The organism is Leisingera sp. JC1, from assembly GCF_001679925.1.
Taxonomy (GTDB): domain Bacteria; phylum Pseudomonadota; class Alphaproteobacteria; order Rhodobacterales; family Rhodobacteraceae; genus Leisingera.
Map to the genome: position 1 here is coordinate 44,056 of NZ_LYUZ01000092.1, position 16,907 is coordinate 60,962.

18 protein-coding genes are annotated in these 16,907 nt (G+C 61.1%); 10 read left to right on the forward strand and 8 right to left on the reverse strand.

What is annotated here, in order from left to right:
- Positions 1-36 precede the first annotated feature (36 nt).
- Positions 37-558, forward strand: a complete 522-nt coding sequence (locus A9D60_RS12940) for a DUF6653 family protein (RefSeq protein WP_083194198.1) — start codon at positions 37-39, stop codon at positions 556-558.
- Positions 559-690: 132 nt separating this feature from the next.
- Here the strand turns inward: A9D60_RS12940 and A9D60_RS12945 are convergent, their stop codons facing one another.
- Entirely contained in the window at positions 691-1,479 is a 789-nt protein-coding gene (locus A9D60_RS12945) for an exodeoxyribonuclease III (RefSeq protein ID WP_065268138.1), read from the reverse strand.
- 231 nt (positions 1,480-1,710) lie between these two features.
- Positions 1,711-2,397, reverse strand: a complete 687-nt coding sequence (locus A9D60_RS12950) for a response regulator transcription factor (RefSeq protein ID WP_039184779.1) — start codon at positions 2,395-2,397, stop codon at positions 1,711-1,713.
- 172 nt (positions 2,398-2,569) lie between these two features.
- On the opposite strand from A9D60_RS12950, the gene ribA reads away from it, so the two are divergent.
- Positions 2,570-3,658 carry a GTP cyclohydrolase II gene (gene ribA, locus A9D60_RS12955; protein ID WP_065267995.1) on the forward strand — a complete coding sequence of 363 codons (1,089 nt, stop codon included), beginning with the start codon at positions 2,570-2,572 and terminating at the stop codon, positions 3,656-3,658.
- Positions 3,658-4,167, forward strand: coding sequence for a L,D-transpeptidase family protein (locus A9D60_RS12960; RefSeq protein ID WP_083194199.1), 510 nt, complete (start codon positions 3,658-3,660; stop codon positions 4,165-4,167). The genes ribA and A9D60_RS12960 overlap by 1 nt, the downstream gene beginning before the upstream one ends.
- Before the next feature lie 54 nt (positions 4,168-4,221).
- Here A9D60_RS12960 and A9D60_RS12965 read toward each other — a convergent pair whose 3' ends face one another.
- Together A9D60_RS12965 and A9D60_RS12970 are read right to left on the reverse strand one after the other, a co-directional pair.
- Positions 4,222-4,872, reverse strand: coding sequence for a YggS family pyridoxal phosphate-dependent enzyme (locus A9D60_RS12965; RefSeq protein ID WP_065267996.1), 651 nt, complete (start codon positions 4,870-4,872; stop codon positions 4,222-4,224).
- Between the two features lie 123 nt (positions 4,873-4,995).
- The gene (locus A9D60_RS12970) at positions 4,996-6,018 is read right to left on the reverse strand and encodes a porin (protein ID WP_065267997.1); all 1,023 of its coding nucleotides are present in this window, start codon (positions 6,016-6,018) and stop codon (positions 4,996-4,998) included.
- Positions 6,019-6,329: 311 nt separating this feature from the next.
- Between A9D60_RS12970 and A9D60_RS12975 the strand changes: the two genes are divergently transcribed.
- The 5 genes from A9D60_RS12975 to A9D60_RS12995 all read left to right on the forward strand — a co-directional run bounded on the left by A9D60_RS12975 (position 6,330) and on the right by A9D60_RS12995 (position 11,677).
- Positions 6,330-6,815 (forward strand): DUF3576 domain-containing protein, encoded by a 486-nt coding sequence (locus A9D60_RS12975; protein ID WP_065267998.1) that lies wholly within the window; start codon positions 6,330-6,332, stop codon positions 6,813-6,815.
- Between the two features lie 88 nt (positions 6,816-6,903).
- Positions 6,904-9,483: a leucine--tRNA ligase gene (gene leuS / locus A9D60_RS12980; protein WP_065267999.1), complete on the forward strand. Its 2,580-nt coding sequence runs from the start codon at positions 6,904-6,906 to the stop codon at positions 9,481-9,483.
- Positions 9,470-9,985, forward strand: coding sequence for an LPS assembly lipoprotein LptE (gene lptE, locus A9D60_RS12985; RefSeq protein ID WP_065268000.1), 516 nt, complete (start codon positions 9,470-9,472; stop codon positions 9,983-9,985). Before leuS ends, lptE begins: the two co-directional genes overlap by 14 nt.
- A complete protein-coding gene (gene holA / locus A9D60_RS12990) occupies positions 9,982-11,010 on the forward strand; it encodes a DNA polymerase III subunit delta (protein ID WP_065268001.1) in 1,029 nt (342 codons plus the stop codon). The genes lptE and holA overlap by 4 nt, the downstream gene beginning before the upstream one ends.
- Positions 11,011-11,086: 76 nt before the next feature.
- Positions 11,087-11,677, forward strand: a complete 591-nt coding sequence (locus A9D60_RS12995) for a glutathione S-transferase family protein (RefSeq protein WP_065268002.1) — start codon at positions 11,087-11,089, stop codon at positions 11,675-11,677.
- Here the strand turns inward: A9D60_RS12995 and A9D60_RS13000 are convergent.
- Complete coding sequence (locus A9D60_RS13000; RefSeq protein ID WP_065268003.1) at positions 11,650-12,849, reverse strand: TIGR03862 family flavoprotein; 1,200 nt, start codon at positions 12,847-12,849, stop codon at positions 11,650-11,652. The genes A9D60_RS12995 and A9D60_RS13000 overlap by 28 nt on opposite strands.
- 68 nt (positions 12,850-12,917) lie before the next feature.
- Here A9D60_RS13000 and A9D60_RS13005 point away from each other — a divergent pair, with 68 nt between their 5' ends.
- Positions 12,918-13,211 carry an HNH endonuclease gene (locus A9D60_RS13005; RefSeq protein WP_065268004.1) on the forward strand — a complete coding sequence of 98 codons (294 nt, stop codon included), beginning with the start codon at positions 12,918-12,920 and terminating at the stop codon, positions 13,209-13,211.
- Here the strand turns inward: A9D60_RS13005 and A9D60_RS13010 are convergent.
- From A9D60_RS13010 to A9D60_RS13020, 3 genes are read right to left on the reverse strand one after another with little or no spacing between them, the layout of a single operon-like run.
- Positions 13,208-13,894, reverse strand: a complete 687-nt coding sequence (locus A9D60_RS13010) for a VOC family protein (protein ID WP_254656694.1) — start codon at positions 13,892-13,894, stop codon at positions 13,208-13,210. The two genes, A9D60_RS13005 and A9D60_RS13010, sit on opposite strands and share 4 nt — an antisense overlap.
- A complete protein-coding gene (locus A9D60_RS13015) occupies positions 13,891-14,502 on the reverse strand; it encodes an enoyl-CoA hydratase/isomerase family protein (protein WP_065268006.1) in 612 nt (203 codons plus the stop codon). The genes A9D60_RS13010 and A9D60_RS13015 overlap by 4 nt, the downstream gene beginning before the upstream one ends.
- Positions 14,499-15,248 (reverse strand): SDR family oxidoreductase, encoded by a 750-nt coding sequence (locus tag A9D60_RS13020; RefSeq protein ID WP_065268007.1) that lies wholly within the window; start codon positions 15,246-15,248, stop codon positions 14,499-14,501. Before A9D60_RS13020 ends, A9D60_RS13015 begins: the two co-directional genes overlap by 4 nt.
- A 135-nt stretch (positions 15,249-15,383) precedes the next feature.
- Here A9D60_RS13020 and A9D60_RS13025 point away from each other — a divergent pair, with 135 nt between their 5' ends.
- Positions 15,384-16,907, forward strand: coding sequence for a DUF2125 domain-containing protein (locus A9D60_RS13025; RefSeq protein ID WP_065268008.1), 1,524 nt, complete (start codon positions 15,384-15,386; stop codon positions 16,905-16,907).

Here is a 16,907-nt window from a genome sequence, read left to right on the forward strand (position 1 = left end):
ATCCTGCGCGCCGGAAACCAAGAGAGGAGTTTGCCATTGGCACACCGCCGGTTCGATCTGTTTGCTGCATCAGAGCGCCTGATGAAGATGGATGACGCCGCCTGGGCGCGGCATGCAAACCCGTGGAGCGTCTACAGCCGGATGTCGGTGCTGCCGCTCATGACCCTGGCCATCTGGTCGCGGATCTGGCTGGGCTGGTGTGCCCTGCTGCCGGTTATGCTGGTGCTGGCATGGATCTGGTGGAACCCGCGCGCCTTTGCCAGACCTGCCAGCACGGACAACTGGGCTTCCCGTGGCACCTTTGGCGAAAGGGTTTTTCTGAATCGGGAGCAGGTGCCTGTCCCGCACCATCACGTGACTTGGGCAAAAGGGCTGGCTTGGGTGTCAGGCATTGGTGTTATCCCCTGGGTTTACGGCCTGTGGGCATTGGACCCGGGTACCACCCTGGCCGGGCTGATCCTGATGATTGGCGGTAAACTGTGGTTCGTCGACCGGATGGCCTGGCTGTATCAAGACATGCAGGACAAACATCCTGACTATGCCCGTTGGCTGCGCTGACCCGGGCGGCTCCCGCCTTCGCTGAGGGCCCCGGCCTTGCCGGTTCCTCTGCGGCATTGGGCCCGGTGCCGCTCCCAATTGATTTGGGCATCTGAAGATGCCCGGAAACAGGAGGGAGCGTTGCGCCGGAGATTAAAGATCGAAAGTTGCAAAGACCGGCGCATGATCGCTGGGCTTCTCCCAGCCGCGCGCATCGCGCAGGATCTTGCTGGAGTGGGCAGCGTTCCTGATGTCTGGGGTCGCCCAGACATGGTCAAGCCGGCGCCCCTTGTCGGCCGCGTCCCAGTCTTTGGCCCGGTAGCTCCACCAGCTGTACAAACGGCCGTCAGGGATGTCGGAGCGGGTCACGTCTGACCATCCGCCTGCTTCCATCACCGCCCCGAAATGCTCCACTTCTACCGGAGTATGGCTGACAACCTTCAGCAATTTCTTGTGATCCCAGACATCATCCTCTCGCGGGGCAATATTGAGGTCGCCAACCAAGATGGATTTTTCCGGCTTCTCGGCCCGGAACCAGTCGCGCATGTCCGTCAAGTAGTCCAGTTTCTGGCCGAATTTTTCGTTCTGCTCCCGGTCCGGCACATCGCCGCCCGCAGGCACATAGAAATTGTGGATCACAACCCCGTTCTCCAGCCGCCCTGCCACATGGCGCGCATGCCCAAGGCCGGCGAAATCCTTGTCACCGATATCCTCAATTGGCAGCCGCGACAGGATAGCCACTCCGTTGTAACCCTTCTGACCACGGGCAATCATATGCGTGTAACCCAGTGCCGTGAAGCCTTCCATCGGGATCTTGTCCACAGGGCTCTTGCATTCCTGCAGGCACAGCACATCCGGCCCTTCCTCCTGCAGCAGCTTCTGCACAATCGGCTCGCGCAAGCGGACAGAGTTGATGTTCCAAGTGGCAAGAGTAAATGGCATCGCGCGCCTCGTGAAAAAATGCATATTTGGCGGCGATACTGCATGCGTGAGCCCGGAAGTGCCAGAGGCGTTTTCCGGCCAAGCAGTCAAGCGCAAAAAAAATGGCCGGACATAGAGCCCGGCCAAGTCCAACAGGGAGGTGCATATCATGACCCGGATATGCGCGGGTTTTGGGCCACTCCAAAGATGAACCTAAAATCCCTCTTTGATTTGGCTCAACGCCGAGCAGCATCAGGCAACCAAGCGGTATCCGCCTGACTCCGTCACCAGCAGGCGCGCATTCGAGGGGTCAGGTTCAATCTTTTGACGCAAGCGGTAGATATGGGTTTCCAGCGTATGGGTGGTCACACCTGCATTGTATCCCCAGACCTCATGCAAAAGCACATCACGCGGCACTACACCGTCACTGGAGCGGTACAGGAACTTGAGAATGTTGGTTTCCTTCTCAGTCAGCCGGATCTTGCGCTCATCTTCGGTGATCAGCAGTTTCATCGAAGGCTTGAAAGTATAGGGCCCAAGCGCAAAGACGGCATCTTCCGATTGCTCGTGCTGGCGCAGCTGGGCACGGATTCTGGCCAGTAGAACCGGGAATTTGAAGGGTTTGGAGACATAGTCGTTTGCGCCCGCATCCAGACCCAGGATCGTATCTGCATCAGTGTCGTGGCCAGTCAGCATCAGAATCGGTGACTTCACCCCTTGTTTGCGCATCAGGCGGCACAACTCACGGCCATCGGTATCAGGCAGACCAACGTCCAGGATAATCAGGTCGTACAGGGCTTCCTTGGCGCGCTCCATAGCGCTTTGACCATTCTCTGCTTCGAACACGTCAAAGTCTTCGGTCATCACTAGCTGTTCGCTCAAGGCCTCGCGCAGGTCCTCGTCGTCATCAACCAGCAGAATTTTTTTCAGTTGCGCCATCGGCTCGCCCTCCTGTTCTCCTGACCGCACATGCGCATCCCTTGCGCCCGCGGCAAGATTTGCTGCAAAACTCTCACGCCGACGTGTCCATGGCATGGAAATTGTTTCACATCCGTTGCATTTAGGCGTAAAGACAGCAAGCCTTGTTACAAAATAACATCGGATGCCCCGCATGAGCCTGATGCCCACAATGATCGAACTGCTGGCCCGCGCCCGGGTCGATCTGCGGATGGGACTGCCGGTTGTCTTGACCGATGGAAGCGAGACCGCGCTGGCAATTGCCGTGGAAACTCTGACTGATGCACGCCTTACGGACATGCGGTCTCTGGGGGCTTTGTCTCTGGCTCTGACAGCCCGTCGCGCAGAAACCCTGAAGGCGCGAGTATATGACGAGGACACCGCACGTGTGGAAGTGCCTGCGTCCGAGGGGCGAAACTGGATTCAAGCGATGGCAGACCCGTCGGGTGATCTGAACACACCGATGAAGGGACCGCTGACCAGCCTGCGCGGCGGTAGTGCAGACTTGCACAGGCTCGCCATTGCCTTGGCAAAGTCTGCCCGCATGCTGCCTGCTGCTGTGCTTGTGCCTCTGAACGATCCGGCGACTTTTGCGGCAAGTCACGGCCTGACTCTCATTTCACGCACCGCGGCAGAACCGCTGCTGAGCAAGAGCTCCCCGCTGCACCCGGTGGCCGCTGCCCGACTGCCGATGACGGCTGCTGAGGCCGGGCGGCTCCACATCTATCGGCCCGAAGATGGCGCAGAAGAACACTATGCGGTGGAAATCGGCCGGCCCGACCGCAGCAAGCCAGTGCTTGCCAGGCTGCATTCGGCATGTTTCACCGGTGACGTTCTGGGATCCCTCAAATGCGACTGCGGCCCGCAGCTGCATGGAGCGCTAGCCCAAATGGGAGCGGAAGGCGCAGGCGTGCTCCTGTACCTCAATCAGGAAGGCCGCGGCATTGGCCTCGCCAACAAGATGCGGGCTTATTCGCTGCAAGACCAAGGCTTTGACACCGTAGAAGCTAACCACCGCCTTGGCTTTGAAGATGATGAACGGGACTTCCGCCTGGGCGCAGCTATCCTGATGAAGATGGGTTTTTCAAAAGTAAGGCTGCTGACCAACAACCCGAACAAAATCGCAATGATGGAGAAAACGGGCATTCAAGTGGCTGAACGGGTGCCACTGAAAGTGGGGGAAAACGCCCACAACCAGCATTACCTTGCCACCAAAGCCCGCAAGTCCGGGCATATGCTGTAATGACTCCTGCGGATTTGGTCCTGACTCCGGCAGGCGTCCGGTTCATGGGCCGTGTGCTGCCCTGCACAATCGGCGAAGGCGGCTTGTCAGTTAACAAACGCGAGGGCGATGGCGCAACGCCAGTGGGCACTCACAGAATTGCCGGAATGCTCTACCGGGCGGACCGCCTGCCCCGGCCGGCACCATGGGCGGCTCCCATCGGACCCGGGGACTTGTGGTCAGATGACGCTGCCGACTGCCGCTATAACCTTCAGGTGCGGGCCCCTTATGGTTTCAGCCACGAAAAACTGCGCCGTGCAGACCCGCTGTACGATCTGATTTTGATCACCGACTGGAACTGGCCGGACGCAACTGCCGGCAAGGGGTCTGCGATTTTCCTCCATCAATGGCGCCGGCCCGGTTTCCCCACCGAGGGCTGTATCGCCTTCTCCAGAACGGACCTGCACTGGCTTGCTGCCCGGGTGCAGATTGGCACACGCATCATTGTTCCGGAACTGGCTGCAGCCTGACCCCGCCAAGTCGTTCTCAAACGTGTTGAAAAATTTTCTGAAAACTTTTGCGCCTCAGTACGTGCGATCTCCAAAGATTGCCGATCCGACCCTCACATGCGTCGCGCCAAGGGCAATCGCTTTCTCGAAATCCCCGCTCATCCCCATGGATAGGCCCTGCAAGCCGTTACGCTCTGCAATCTTGGCAAGCAGCGCGAAATGCAGGCTCGGCTCCTCATCCACTGGCGGGATGCACATCAGGCCCTTCACGGGCAGATCCAGCTTGCGGCACTCGGCAATGAAGGCATCCGCATCGGCCGGCATCACGCCTGCTTTCTGCTCCTCCTCACCGGTGTTCACCTGAACAAACAGGTCCGGGCATTTCCCCAGCTCCTGCGCCAGCCGCGCAATTGTGTTGGCCAGTTTGGGACGGTCCACCGAATGGATGCTGTCAAACAGCTCCATCGCCTGGCGCGCCTTGTTGGTTTGCAGGGGACCGATCAAATGCAGGTCGATACCTTTGAACTGCTCAGAAAAACCCGGCCATTTGCCGACCGCCTCCTGCACCTTGTTCTCACCAAAACAGCGTTGCCCCTCCTCCAGCACCGCCTGAACCCGCTTGTTCGGCTGCACCTTGGACACTGCAATAAGCTGCACGCTGCCCGGTTCACGGCCGACCTTTGCTTCAGCCTTGGCAATTCTCGATTTGATCTCTTCAAGCGGCATGGGTCCGGCCTCATCACTGTTTGGCCGCAAAAAACACTGTTTGCTCGAAAATGTTAAGGGGCAAAAGAAAAGGGCGGGCCCCAAAGGAACCCGCCCCGAAAGTCACGCTAGGCGCGCTTCAGCTTAGAAGCTGAAGTGCACACCTGCCTGCACGGAGTTCTCGTTGGTGTCGGCGCCGTTGTTCACGTAGCCAGCAACAAAGGTTGCGCCGCCGCCCAGGTCGTACTCGTAGTTGATGCCGAACGCGGTGTCGTCGTTGCCACCGGTGGTGTTTGCATCGCGACCGCTGACCCAACCGATCAGAGTGGAGGCAGAGCCGATTTCAGCTTCGCCAACCAGGGTGATCGCGTCGGTTGCTTCGGTGGTACCGTAGGACAGGGTTGCACCGAACTGGCCGAAGTCAGCGCCAGCTGCCAGGAAGCCGACTTCGTCGTTGGCTGCAACGCTGGAGTCCTGGTAGGCACCAGTCACGAAGTAGTCGCCGAAGGAGTAGGACAGCATGATCGCGGTGCGCTCTTCACCTTCGGTCAGGGTAGTTGCGTCGACCGTGCCGGCGCCGGAGCCATCGGACACGTAGGTGTCGTTCTGCTTCGAGTAGGAGATGTGGCCGGTGAAGCCGCCTGCGGAGTAGATGGCTTCAACGCCGCCACGGCCAACGCCTGCGGAGGTGAAGGTGTCAAAGCCCGCGCCTTGGATGGCCAGGGAGTTGAAGCCCATGCCGTCGATGCCGGTGCCCACGGAGGTAGTGTTCAGGTACAGACCCGGTGCGGAGTCGATCGCGCCCCAGATGTTGCCAACGTTCACACGCAGGCCGCCGTATGCGACGTGGAACTGCGGGCTGGACCAGGAAGCTGCGCCCTGGGAACCGTCACGGTTTTCTGCTTGCGCGCGGATACGGCCACCCAGGGTCACGCCGCCGTCGGTTTCAGTCGAAACGTCGAACTGCAGACGGAAACGGCTGGTGATGTTGGTTTCGTCGGCAGAGTCCAGAACATCACCTGCGGTACCGGTGTTGGTCGGCAGGGTGCCGTCGTTTGCTTCGTTCCAGTCCAGACCAAAACGGGCGTAGCCGGACACTTTAACTTCTGCCGCGGCCATGCCTGCGGTGGCGATCAGCGCGGTGGTCGCGAAGAGAACCTTTTTCATAGTTTTTCCCTCGGTTTCTATTCCACTGCCCAAACCGGGGAATCCGGCGTGGGTATGCCAAGGGGTTTCGCTCTTTCCCCCCCGTTTTGGCAAGACTTGGGAAAGACAGGCGAAACGATGCGGCTCCGGATGGTGCAGCTTTGCCACAGTCCGCGCTGCCCGGGGTGCCTGAAACAGCCCCGATCCGTACTTCAGGCTGCCTCTAGCACGTGAAATCCTCCGCAGGAGCAGAGTCATAGAGACCAAAGCCCTTGCTCCGTCGGCGCCGCTTGCGTTAGGTGTTCGCGCAGAAAATGGCTCCGGGAGCGGTTATGAAATACGGAAAGACCCTGCGGGTATCAGTGATTGGCGCAATCTGCCTCAGCTTGGCGGCGTGCGGCGGCAACAGAAGCGGCAAGGCACCGGCAAGCACAGCCCGGACTACCAGCCACAAGGAAGAGATCCAGGGTGAAGCTACGAAATCCTCGGTATTTGACTTCCTGAATGCCAAGCCGGACCAGACTGTTCAGGTGAACCGTTACCTGTGGACTGCCAGCCTGGATGTGCTGAGCTTTCTTCCCGTTCAGTCCGTTGATCCGTTCACCGGTGTCATCGTGACCGGTTACGGCACCCCGCCCGGCGGCGGACGGTCGTACCGCGCAACCATTCACATCAAGGATCCGGCGCTGGACGCACGTTCCCTGAATGTTGCATTGCAATCCAAGGGCGGCCCGGTCAGCGCCAGCACCACCCGTGCGGTCGAGGATGCCATTCTGTCCCGGGCGCGCCAGCTGCGGATCGCGGACGGCAAACTCTGACCCTGCGCCCTCTGGAATCGCCGACCAAACCCCATTATCAGAAGCGCCGGGCCACCAGCCCGGCGTTTTCATGCAAAGGACCGCTCTGATGCCGCGTTACATAGCTCCTGAAATCGAAGCACGATGGCAGAAGGCCTGGGACGAGGCTGGAATTTTCCAGGCCAAACGTACCGGCGGCAAGCCGAAGTATTATGTGCTGGAGATGTTCCCCTACCCGTCGGGCAAGCTGCACATGGGGCATGTGCGCAATTACACGATGGGCGACGTGATCGCGCGCTATAAACTGTCCACCGGCCATAATGTGCTGCACCCGATGGGCTTCGACGCTTTCGGCATGCCGGCCGAGAACGCGGCTATGGCCTCGGGCGGGCACCCCAAGGACTGGACTTATTCGAACATTGACACGATGGTCGAACAGATGAAACCACTGGGCCTGTCGCTGGACTGGTCGCGCATGTTTGCCACCTGCGATCCGGAATATTACGGCCAGCAGCAGGCGCTGTTCCTCGACTTCCTGGAAAAGGGCCTCGTTTACCGCAAGAACGCCGTGGTGAACTGGGACCCCATCGACATGACCGTGCTAGCCAACGAGCAGGTTGAGAACGGCCGCGGCTGGCGTTCCGGCGCGCTGGTGGAACGGCGCGAGCTGACCCAGTGGTTCTTCAAGATCTCCGATTTCTCCGAAGAACTGCTGTCGGCGCTGGACACGCTGGAAAACTGGCCCGCCAAGGTCCGCCTGATGCAGGAAAACTGGATCGGCAAGTCACGCGGGCTGCAATTCTCCTTTGAACGCACCGACGGCGGCGAAGCGATTGAGGTTTACACAACCCGCCCCGACACGCTGATGGGCGCGTCCTTTGTCGGCATCTCGCCCGATCATCCCATTGCCAAGGCGCTGGAAGCCGAATCGGAGGAGGTCGCTGCGTTTGTTGCCGAGTGCCGCAAGGGCGGCACCACCGAGGAAGCCATCGAGACCGCCGAGAAGCTGGGCTATGACACCGGCATCCGCGTCAAACACCCGCTGAATCCAGAGTGGGAACTGCCGGTCTGGATCGCCAACTTCATCCTGATGGACTACGGCACCGGCGCGATCTTTGCCTGCCCGGCGCATGACCAGCGCGACCTGGACTTCTGCCGCAAATATAATCTGCCAGTCATCGACACGTTCTTTGCGCTGGACAATGACACTCCGGTTGCAAACGAAGCCTTTGTGCCAGCGAAAACCGAGAAGGTCCGCTGGGTCGACCATTTCGCCGGTCTGACCGAGGCCACCGGCGAGGCGGCCATCGACGCCACCGTTGACTACGCGGAAAAGGCCGGCTGGGGCCAGGGTGTCACCAAATACCGCCTGCGTGATTGGGGCCTGAGCCGCCAGCGCTACTGGGGCTGCCCTATCCCTGTGGTTCACTGCGAAGACTGCGGCGTGGTGCCGGAGAAGAAAGAGAACCTGCCGATTGCGCTGCCTTATGATGAGGGCGGCAAGGCCATCGACTTCTCGGTGCCCGGCAACCCGCTGGACCGCCACCCGACCTGGCGCAACTGTGAATGCCCATCCTGCGGCAAGCCGGCCCAGCGCGAAACCGACACCATGGACACCTTCGTCGATTCGTCCTGGTACTTCGCCCGTTTCACCGCCCCGCGCGCCGAGACCCCGACCGACATGGCCGAGGCTGAATACTGGATGAACGTCGACCAGTACATCGGCGGCATCGAGCACGCGATTCTGCACCTGCTTTATTCGCGCTTCTTTGCCCGCGCGATGCAGATCTGCGGCCACCTGCCGGAGAAATCCATCGAACCGTTTGATGCGCTGTTCACCCAAGGCATGGTGACCCATGCTGCCTATTTGAATGCAGAGCGGAAGCAGCCCAATGGTCAAAAACTTTATCATTTCCCGGCTGACGTTCAAAGCGACGAGAATGGAAATTTTACCCTGCGTGAGACAGGCGAGAAGATTTTGGTTGAGCCCTCAACTAAGATGTCTAAATCAAAACTAAATGTCGTGGACCCGCTGCACATCATCTCATCCTTTGGCGCCGACACCGCACGCTGGTTCGTACTGTCCGATTCGCCGCCCGAACGGGACGTGGAATGGACTGCCTCAGGCGCAGAGGCCGCTCATAAACACCTGAACCGGGTCTGGAACCTGTGCGACCGGATCGGGGAAATGGACCGTACCGCAGAAGGTGAAGGTGACGAGGACCTGCTGCGCGAGATGCACAAATGCATCCGCGACGTGACACTGGGCATCGATTCCTTCGGCTTCAACGCGGCAATTGCCAAGCTCTACGCCTTCACTGGCACGCTCAGCAAATCCAAGGCCGGCTACAAGGTGCAGCGCAAAGCAGTAATGACCCTGGCCCAGCTGATGTCCCCGATGACCCCGCATTTGGCGGAGGACATCTGGAACCATCAGGGCGGCGAGGGCCTGTGTGCCACGGCACCCTGGCCGGAGGCAGACGAATCGATGCTGGTCGAGGACACTGTGACCCTGCCGATCCAGATCAACGGCAAACGCCGCGGCGAAATCGAAGTCGCCAAGGATCTGGACAAGGCAGAGGTTGAAAAACTCGCGCTGGCGCACGAAGCTGTGCAGAAGGCGCTGAATGGCGGCGCTCCGAAAAAGGTAATCGTGGTGCCGGGCCGGATTGTGAATGTCGTTGCTTGATCGCAGAACCCTGCTGCTGGCCCTGCCCCTGGTGGCTTCGGCCTGCGGCTTTACACCGGTTTACGCTCCAGGCGGAACCGGGTCTGAGCTGTACGGCAAGATCGAAGTTCAAGACCCTGAGGAAATCAAGGGCGCCAGCGGGGCTGACGCCTATTTCTTGGTGCAGAACCTCGAGCAGCGCCTGGGCCGGGGCAGCAGCCCGGCATATACGCTTGATCTGACGCTCAGCACCCGGGAAGAAGGCCAGGCAATTACTGCGGACAACGAAATCACCCGCTATTCCGTCGTCGGGACCGCAAGTTTTTCGCTGACCCGGATGTCTGACGGAAAGGTTGCATCCAGCGGTACTGTCCGTAACTTCTCCGGCTACTCCGCCACCGGCAGCACTATAGAAACGCTGGCAGGAGAACGGGATGCGCATGAACGGCTGATGGTTGTTCTGGCAGACCAGATCACTGCACAGATTCTGGCAACCGCGGATCTCTCCGCTGCGGCTGAATGAAGCTCTCTCCGCGCGAAGCTGACGGCTATTTCGCCAAGCCCGATCCCGGCAAGACCGGCATCCTGATCTATGGCGCCGACGCGATGCGCGTGTCCTTGAAGCGGCAGCAGGTGCTGGCCGCCCTGCTTGGCCCCGGCGCCGAGGAAGAAATGCGCCTGACCCGCCTGCCAGGCGGCGACCTGCGCAAGGATCCGGCGCAGCTGCTGGATGCGGTCAAGGCGGTCGGGTTCTTTCCCGGTGTCCGGGCGGTGTTTGTCGAAGGCGCCAACGACACCGCCACCCCCGCCATTGCCGCAGCACTGGAGGAATGGCAGCCAGGCGATGCACAGATCGTAGTCACGGCCGGGCAGCTGAAAGCGTCCTCAAAGCTGCGCAAAGCATTTGAAAGCCACAATAATGCCTATGCCGCGGGCATCTACGACGACCCGCCCTCTCGTGCCGAGATTGAACGTATTCTGGGCGAGGCCGGCATCCGCGACGTGCCCGGCGACAGCATGTCGGCACTGACCGATATCGCAAATGACATCGGCCCCGGCGACTTTTCCCGCATGATCGAGAAACTGGCGCTTTATAAACACGGTGACAGCAGCCCGCTGTCGCTGGACGACATCGGTGCCGTCGCCCCGCAGTCGACCGAAGCCGCACTGGATGACGTGCTCAATGTGGTCGCCGAGGGCCGCAGCCCCGAAATCGGCCCGCTGATCCGCCGCCTGCAGGCGCAGGGCACCAACGCCGTGACCCTGTGCATCGGCGCCACCCGGCATTTCCGCACGCTCTACACCATCGCCTCTGCTCCCGGCGGCCCTGCCCAAGGCATTGGCCAGCTGCGCCCGCCGCTTTACGGCAAACGCCGCGACCGGATGCTGCGGCAAGCGCAGAACTGGGGCGCAAACCGGCTAGAAACTGCGCTGACGATCATCACGGACACCGATCTGGCGCTGCGTTCTGCCGGCCAGACCGCGCCGGCGCTGGCCCTGATGGAACGGGCTTTGATCCGGCTAGCCATGCTCAGCCGCGCCCGCTGATCCCGAAACGCACCGTCCCGCTTGATCCGCCTTGCAGCGCCGCCCATCATGGCACGGTAAGAACAGGAGAAAGACGATGTATACGGTCACCGGCATTCCGCTTACCCGCACCTTCCGGGTGCTGTGGGCGCTTGAAGAGCTTGGGCAGCCCTACAAGTTGAGTCAGCATGGCCCCCGCAGCCCGGAAGTGCAGGCGCTGAATGTATCTGGCAAGGTGCCGGTGCTGCAGGCGGAAGGTGAGGTCATCACCGATTCGACTGCTATTCTCACCTACCTGGCTGACAAGCACGGCGCGCTGACGGCCCCCGCGGGCACAATTGCACGCGCCAAGCAGGACGCGATGACCCATCTGTTGCTGGACGAAGTCGACGCCGTCCTGTGGGCCGCGGCCCGGCACAGCTTCATCCTGCCGGAGGAACTGCGGGTGCCAGAGGTGAAAGGCAGCCTGAAATGGGAGTTTGCCCACAACCTGTCGCGCCTTGAAAGCAAGATCACAGGCCCCTTCCTGATGGGAGAGGAGTTCACCATCGCCGATATCATCTGCACCCATTGCCTGAATTGGGCGCGCAGCGCCAAGTTCCCTGTCGAGAGTGAAAAGCTGCAGGACTATGGCAAACGGATGCGGGAACGCCCGGCGTTTCAACGGGTGGCCGAACTCGCCAAGTAACCCGCCGCCGCCTGCCCTGCCCAGCGCCCGGTTGCCAGACAGGCGGTCAGAAGGTAACCGCCCGTCGGGGCTTCCCAGTCCAGCATCTCCCCGGCGCAGAAAACGCCTGGGATTTTCTTCAGCATCAGACTGCCATCCACAGCGTTCCGGCAAATGCCGCCGGCGGTCGATATCGCCTCGTCCATCGGGCGCAGGCCTGCATGTTTCACAGGCAGCGCCTTGATCAGACTTGCCAAGGCTTGCGCCTCCAGCGGCAGTGGGCGCCCGAATTCCTGCAGCAGCGCCGCCGCAGCCGGTGACAGCTTCAAGGCCTTGCGCAGGTGGTTGGAGAGACTCGCCTTGCCGCGGGGGCGCAACAGGCGGCGGGCAACTTCCGCCTCTGCCAGATCCGGAAACAGATCCATATGCAGCACCGCACCCTCCCGCACCGCTGCACAGATGGAATAGACGCCGCCGCCCTCCAGCCCGCGCTGCGAAATTACTGCCTCTCCGCGCGAAACCAGGCCGCCCGCCCGCAGCGCAATCCCTTTGAGCGGCTGGCCGAATTGCGGTGCCATTTGCTTGGACCACTCCACCAGCAGCCCGGCATTGGCAGGCTTGAATGGGGAAACTTCTACCGCTCGTTCCTGCAACAGCGGCCGCCACGCCCCATCCGACCCCAGCCGCGCCCAGCTTGCGCCGCCAAGCGCCAGAACGGTGGTGCCTGCCTCAATCCGCACCGAACCGCCCGGCGTTTCAAAGACTAGGACCGTACCGTCCCAGCCTGCCCAGCGCCAGCGGGTGCGGATCTGCACGCCATACCCGTCCAAACGCCCCAGCCAGGCTCGCAAAAGCGGCGATGCTTTCATCACCTTCGGGAACACCCGGCCGGTGGAGCCGGTGAACAGCTCGCTCCCCAGCCCCTGCGCCCAGGCCTGCACTGCCTGCGCATCGAAGGCCCGGATCATCGGCGCCAGCCAGTCCGCCGCCTCACCGTAGCGGGTGAATAGCTGTTCAAAGGGTTCGTCCTTGGTCAGGTTCAAGCCGGATTTGCCCGCCATCAGGAACTTGCGGGCAGCTGACGGTTTGGCCTCAGCCACCAGTACCCGGCGCCCGGCGCGGCCCAGTTCTTCGGCAGCCATCAGCCCGGCTGGCCCGGCTCCGATCACCACTGCATCCCACGCCTCTGTCATGCCATCCCCTTGCCAGCCCTTGCCGCCGGCGTGTCTAGTGCCCGCACGAAACCAGCTGAGGCTTGTGCATGTCTGATCCGAACTGCCCGCTGTGCGGCCGCCCTATCCCAAAGGGCGCGCCGCAAAGCCTGCACCATCTGATCCCAAAACTGAAAGGAGGCAAGGGCGGACCAACGGTTCTGCTGCATGACATCTGCCATCGCGAGATACACGCCACGCTGACAGAGGCGGAACTGGCCCGCGACTTCAACACACCGGAAGCACTGCAGGCCCATCCGCGGCTTACGAAATTCATCGCCTGGGTCCGGAAACGCCCGCCCGAATTCCGCTCCCGCGTGCCCGGCAAACGGCGCAAGCGCTAACTGATCTCCAGCCCCATGAAGGCAGGGCTGTCGCGCAACTGCGCCCCGGGAATGTGCTGAAATTCCAGCGTGGTATAGGGCCGTCGCCACAGCCATTCCCGGTTCGCCACCGACTGCAAGTCCGGATCCGGCGGCGTCTCTTCGGTAAAGGCGAGGAAATGCAAATCGAACCCGGACTCCGCCACGTCCTGAACTGACAGCAGTTTCATATCGGCACGCAGAGCAAGTTCAGCTGCGATATCCCCAGTCCGCAAGGTGATCTGTCCGACGTGCGCACCACCGCCCAGCGGCAAAGCAAGATCGCCCGCGCCGTCTGGCCGGTTTCCAAGAAAATCATGCTGCAGCAGTTCGATCGAAAACCCCTCAGGATCGTGCAGATGCGCCATATAGCCAATGTCACGGAACTGGTGCGGCGCTGAAACCTCCACCCCCTTTTGAAGCAGCTGCTCGCAGGCTAGGTCCAGATCGGGCAGGCAGATGCCAATTTTCCAAAAACGCTCATCTCGGTTATGCGATGCCTTGGTGCCGCCGGGCAGCAGGATCAGATCCGCGTCCTCACCTCCATATCCGGCACGCCAGGCGTCACCGTCCGCCAAGGCTTCCATGCCGAGCATTTTCGCATAGAAACCGGCCAGCCGCTCCGGATCCTCGACCTGGAGCCGAAGCCCGGAAAGCCGCTTCACCGGCACATCCTCAGGATACCTGCGGAAATCTCTCTCTTGGCCTCCAGCGAATGGCCAAGAAGATCCCGGGCAGTGTCCATCAGCGCGTCCGTCTCCACAATCCGGTCCACAAGGCCGTAATCATATGCTTCCTGCGCGGTGATCTTCTGCCCGGCAGCCAGGATCATTTTCGTACGGGCCGGCCCGATCAGCGCGGCCATCCGGCCGGCGTCAGAAGGCTGCGGCAGATAACCGAGCTTCATGACCGGGTAGAAAAACTTGGCCGAATGCACCGCGATGCGGATATCGCAAGCCAGCACCATGCCATTGGCACCCCCTGCCAGCGTGCCGTTCAGCGCGGCCACCTTAAGGCAGGGTATTGCGGCCATTGCCGCCGACAGCCGCTCCCACACCGGCGATGTCGCCAGGCCCGCCCGCGCCTCATCCAGGTCGGCTCCGGCGCTGAACACCTTGCCGGTTCCGGTCAGGATCAGCCCGCGGGCCTCCTGAGCGCGTTCAGCGACTTCCGCAAGTTCCGTCAGCATCGCCTCTGTCAGCGAATTCGCCTTATCGGGCCGGTTGATGGTGATGGTCCACAGGCCGTTTTCCGCAATGTCCAGTCCGATCATATCAGGCCAACCCGCTGGCGGATGCTATCCTCTCGCAGAGAAACTTCCTGACCAATGCAGTCATCCGCATCCGGCGTGCACATCCACATGAGGGTCCGGGCCGGCCATTCTGCGGGAATATGGTCCTCCCAGTCCAGCGCGCTCACCGGGTTTATGCCGCTGGCCTTGATCTCCCGCTGCATCTGGGTCGCCACAGTGCCAGGAGACAGACCCATGGCGCGGATGCCGTGTTCGCGTTCCTCCAGATCAAGCGCAGAGGTCAGCATTGCTGCGCCTGCCTTGGAAGAGCAATAAGCGCTCCACCCCTCCAGCGGACGGTGCGCAGCGCCGGAACTGACGGTGATGATGGTCCCGCCGCCCGCCGGTTTCATCAACGGCAGAGCAGCCCGCATCCCGTTGAACACGCCTTTCAGGTTGATGTCGATCAGCTTGCCCCAGCCCTCCGGCGATGCGTCCTCTAACCGGGCAATCGGCTCGATCACACCGGCATTATTGATCAGAACGTCCAAGCTGCCAAATTCCTGCTGCGCCGCGCCCAACGCGGCCTCAATGGAAGCATAGTCAGAAACGTCGCAAGCAAATGTAAGCACATTTTTGCCGATCTCGCCCGCAAGGTCCTGCAGTGCTTCCGCACTCCTTGCCAGCAAGACCAAATTGGCGCCCGCGGCGGCAAATACACGGGCGGCATCCGCCCCGATCCCGCGGCTGGCTCCTGTAATTGCAACTGTTTTTCCGTTGAATTCCATGCCCGCAACCTCCAAGTGACTGATAACCCAAGTGGTAAAGCGGTTAGGGGGAACGGTCCAGCCCAAGGCCCCCTTGACGGCACCGCCCGCCGGGCCGACGATGTTTTCAATTATCTCTCAGAGAAAGGTTCTCTAATGTCCGTTATTCTTGCGCGCGGCGGTGCCGCAGCGGCAATTTTGGTTGTTTCCGCTCAAGGCGCCCTCGCCGACCTGAGCGCCCAGGACGTCTGGGCCGACTGGAAGGCGTATCTGACCAGCACCGGCTACACCGTCTCCGGAACTGAAGCTGTTTCAGGCAATACCCTGACCGTTTCCGATGTGTCCATGGCCATGCCGATCCCTGAAGAAGACGGTTCCGGCACCATCAGCTTCCCCGAAGTCCAGTTCGTTGAGAACGGCGACGGCACCGTCAATGTACTGCTGCCCGCCGAGTTTCCGATGGGCTTTGAGTTCTCCGGTGACGGCGAAACCTTTGCGGGCAAACTGATCTATTCCCACGATGGCTCGCCGATGAAAGTCGCCGGTGATGCCGGGAACATGAGCTACGACTACAGCTCCTCCAAGGTGACCATGACGCTGAACGAGCTGTCAGCGGACGGTGAACCAGTGCCCGCAGAGGTGGCAAAGGTTCAGGTTGAGATGAACGACGTTGTCACCAAAAGCACCATGAAGGTTGACGGGGGGCGCAGCTACGACCAGACCATGACCGCCTCCAGCCTCAGCTATGACATGGGTTTCAATGATCCCGAAGGCGACGGCACCGGCGCATTCAAGGGCGCGCTGCAGGGCCTGAGCTTCACCGGCACCGGCACCGTTCCCGAAGGGCTGAAAAGCCCCGACATGGCTGCGCTGCTGAAAGCTGGCTTTGCCTTCGACGGCACCTTCACCTTTACCGGCGGCAATGGTTCTATCTCCGGCGTGGATGGCAGCGAAAGCTTCGCCATGGAAAGCAACTCCCAAGGCGGCGCCTTCACCGTTTCGATGGACAAGCAGCATTTGACCTACGACGTGTCGCAGGTTGCAACCAATGTGAACATCTCCGGCTCCGAGATCCCGTTCCCGCTGGCTCTGAGCATGGCGGAGACCGGCTTCAAGCTGATGATGCCGCTGGCCAAATCCGAAGAAGAGCAGGACTTCGCACTTGGCGTTACCCTGCGCGACTTTGCAGTGCCGGAAATGCTGTGGGGCATGGTCGATCCGACCGGCCAGCTGCCGCATGACCCGGCAACCGTCGTTCTGGACCTGGCCGGCAAAGGCAAAGTGCTGTTTGACCTGTTCGACCCGGAAGCCATGGAAGCTGTGGAAAAGGGTGAGGAACAACCGGGTGAGCTGAACGCGCTGACCGTGAAGCAGTTGCAGGTTTCCGCTGCGGGTGCCGAGCTGACCGGCACCGGCGATTTCACCTTCAACAATGAAGACCTGACCAGCTTTGATGGCATGCCGGCCCCGGCGGGCGAGGCCAACCTCAAACTGGTCGGCGCCAACACCCTGATCGACAAGCTGATCGGCATGGGCCTGATGTCCGACAGCGACGCCATGGGCGCGCGCATGATGATGGGCATGCTGGCAGTCCCGGGTGAAGGTGACGACACCCTGACCTCCAAGATCGAAGTCACCGAAGACGGCCAGGTGCTCGCCAACGGCCAGCGCATCAAGTAA

Coding starts and splice junctions, on each gene's coding strand:
- A9D60_RS12945 (WP_065268138.1), bottom strand. CDS start 1,479: ATGCCATTTACTCTTGCCACTTGGAACATCAACTCTGTCCGCTTGCGC.
- A9D60_RS12950 (WP_039184779.1), bottom strand. CDS start 2,397: ATGGCGCAACTGAAAAAAATTCTGCTGGTTGATGACGACGAGGACCTG.
- ribA (WP_065267995.1), top strand. CDS start 2,570: ATGAGCCTGATGCCCACAATGATCGAACTGCTGGCCCGCGCCCGGGTC.
- A9D60_RS12960 (WP_083194199.1), top strand. CDS start 3,658: ATGACTCCTGCGGATTTGGTCCTGACTCCGGCAGGCGTCCGGTTCATG.
- A9D60_RS12965 (WP_065267996.1), bottom strand. CDS start 4,872: ATGCCGCTTGAAGAGATCAAATCGAGAATTGCCAAGGCTGAAGCAAAG.
- A9D60_RS12970 (WP_065267997.1), bottom strand. CDS start 6,018: ATGAAAAAGGTTCTCTTCGCGACCACCGCGCTGATCGCCACCGCAGGC.
- A9D60_RS12975 (WP_065267998.1), top strand. CDS start 6,330: ATGAAATACGGAAAGACCCTGCGGGTATCAGTGATTGGCGCAATCTGC.
- leuS (WP_065267999.1), top strand. CDS start 6,904: ATGCCGCGTTACATAGCTCCTGAAATCGAAGCACGATGGCAGAAGGCC.
- lptE (WP_065268000.1), top strand. CDS start 9,470: ATGTCGTTGCTTGATCGCAGAACCCTGCTGCTGGCCCTGCCCCTGGTG.
- holA (WP_065268001.1), top strand. CDS start 9,982: ATGAAGCTCTCTCCGCGCGAAGCTGACGGCTATTTCGCCAAGCCCGAT.
- A9D60_RS12995 (WP_065268002.1), top strand. CDS start 11,087: ATGTATACGGTCACCGGCATTCCGCTTACCCGCACCTTCCGGGTGCTG.
- A9D60_RS13000 (WP_065268003.1), bottom strand. CDS start 12,849: ATGACAGAGGCGTGGGATGCAGTGGTGATCGGAGCCGGGCCAGCCGGG.
- A9D60_RS13005 (WP_065268004.1), top strand. CDS start 12,918: ATGTCTGATCCGAACTGCCCGCTGTGCGGCCGCCCTATCCCAAAGGGC.
- A9D60_RS13015 (WP_065268006.1), bottom strand. CDS start 14,502: ATGATCGGACTGGACATTGCGGAAAACGGCCTGTGGACCATCACCATC.
- A9D60_RS13020 (WP_065268007.1), bottom strand. CDS start 15,248: ATGGAATTCAACGGAAAAACAGTTGCAATTACAGGAGCCAGCCGCGGG.
- A9D60_RS13025 (WP_065268008.1), top strand. CDS start 15,384: ATGTCCGTTATTCTTGCGCGCGGCGGTGCCGCAGCGGCAATTTTGGTT.